This is a genomic window from Kitasatospora sp. NPDC004723, from assembly GCF_040609255.1.
Taxonomy (GTDB): Bacteria; Actinomycetota; Actinomycetes; order Streptomycetales; family Streptomycetaceae; genus Kitasatospora.
This window is the reverse complement of record NZ_JBEXJT010000037.1, coordinates 1-1,080: the sequence shown is the minus strand read 5'-3', so window position 1 is coordinate 1,080 and position 1,080 is coordinate 1. Positions and strand designations below refer to the sequence as shown.

At 63.2% G+C, this 1,080-nt stretch carries 1 protein-coding gene; it reads right to left on the bottom strand.

Annotated features, from left to right (window positions below):
* On the bottom strand, positions 1-892 hold an 892-nt coding region (locus ABZW10_RS28020), incomplete at its 3' end, for a tetratricopeptide repeat protein (protein WP_355370962.1).
* Between the last annotated feature and the right edge of the window lie 188 nt (positions 893-1,080).

The window sequence follows — 1,080 nt, the reverse complement described above, 5'->3', positions numbered from 1 at the left end:
GGATGACCAGGGTGTTGGGGTGGGTGTCACCCAGGATCAGTTCGTGTTGCGCGAGGGTGGCCTCGTAGAGGGTGATGGCGCGGTCGAGGTCGCCGGCTTCCCGGTAGGCGGCTGCGAGGTTGTTGCGGGCGGCGAGGGTGTTGGGGTGGGTGTCACCCAGGATCAGTTCGTGTTGCGCGAGGGTGGCCTCCAGCAGGGGTACGGCGCGGTCGAGGTCGCCGGCTTCCCGGTAGGCCAGGGCGAGGTTGTTACGGATGACCAGGGTGTTGGGGTGGGTGTCACCCAGGATCAGTTCGTGTTGTGCGAGGGTGGCCTCGTAGAGGGTGATGGCGCGGTCGAGGTCGCCGGCTTCCTGATAGGCCGTTGCGAGGTTGTTGCGGGCGGTTAGCGTATTGGGGTGGGTGTCGCCGAGGAGAATTTCCTGCTGGGCCAAGGCTGTCTCCGACAACGGCACAGCACGGTCAAGATTGCTGTGGGTGATCGTGGCGGAGTGGTTGGTCTCGATATCGCGGACAGCGATGCTCGCGACAGTAAGACGTGCCTCCGATTCTGCTCGATCATCTGTCACCCCAGCAGCTGAGAGCAAATCAGAAACTACGTTGAGTAATTCTTGATCAGAGCCGAGGGCGCGCTTTATCCGGTGCCGCAGTGCAGCCATGGCGTCCGGGTCGCCCTCGTCCTCGATGGCATCCCGAAGCGCTGAAGCGAGCGATGCCTTACTCTCGTGGGTTTGACGTTGCCAGACTGTCTGAAGGATCCGACGGCCCACGTCGGCCTCCGAACCAGGAGACGAGACCCCTGCCTGGGTCAGGGCTTCGCCGCCATAGGCAGTCAGCGCCGCCGTCAGGTATGGACTGGCGCGCTTCACCAGCTCAAGTGCCTTGTTGATCATCCCCACATCCCTGGCTTCAACGAGCCTAAGAGGCAGCGTTCATGACGGATCGTAGGGTAGCCGCCGCATCTGGGTTGCCCATTCGCGTGAAGAGCTACTGAACTTGATTGGGTGATGTCGGTGTGGTTCGCCTGACAGCCGGGTGTCGGCACCGGTAGCCCTGGGGCGTGAGGTACGCGCAGGGCGGC